The 702-nt window shown below is 57.3% G+C and carries 1 protein-coding gene; it reads left to right on the forward strand.

The genetic code is table 11. The features are described 5' to 3' along the window. The first annotated feature begins 530 nt into the window (after positions 1-530). A complete protein-coding gene (locus tag HMPREF9463_RS11445) occupies positions 531-641 on the forward strand; it encodes a plasmid recombination protein (RefSeq protein ID WP_232219805.1) in 111 nt (36 codons plus the stop codon). Positions 642-702 lie beyond the last annotated feature (61 nt).

The following is a 702-nucleotide window of genomic DNA, read 5'->3' on the forward strand; positions in this document are numbered from 1 at the left end:
AGTAGTCGGGTCAATGCAGCAATGCGTGACTACGGGGCGGCGTGGTCTGCGCTCGCGCAGATCTAAGCCGACTCGTTCACGGATTGCGGAATTGACGCGACGGCCAACCGAATAGACCAGACTTGATTAAGGGTCGATGGACGCTCTGCTCCATCGACCCTTTCCTTGCCCGTGTCTCGACTGGATGAGACCTGCAGAATCGGGCGCTCATTATTTTTCGCTAACTACGTCCGAAAAATATGTGACAAATGACAAATGACAAATGACCACGAGGGGGGCGAGGTACTACGACCTCGCCCATGGGAATCCGATATCCGATACCGATACGTCGGGGTGGTTTGGAGGGGTTTCACCCCTCCATCTCGGCGGAGCCGAGCGGGCAAGGAAGAGGTGCCGCCGCCGATGACGCGCAGCAATCTCGACCGCGTGGGAGGATTGCGGAGAAGCCCCGCAGGGCACGTCCTTAGCGCAGCTAAGGTCTAACGTGCTAGACTTTAGTCGGTTAAAATCTGACGTAAGGCGGTTCCGACATGGCACACATAGCGAAGTACAAGGCAACCTCGGTCGGGCACATGCTCGCCCACTACAGGCGCGATGCATCCAGCCTGGAGCGTGACAACATCGACCCGAGCCGACGTTAAAAAACCGACTTGGTTGTCGGGCACTACACGAACAAGGACGGGAAGTCTTGTTGTGGGGCNC

This window comes from Collinsella sp. 4_8_47FAA (genome assembly GCF_000763055.1).
In the GTDB taxonomy this organism is placed as follows: Bacteria; Actinomycetota; Coriobacteriia; order Coriobacteriales; family Coriobacteriaceae; genus Collinsella.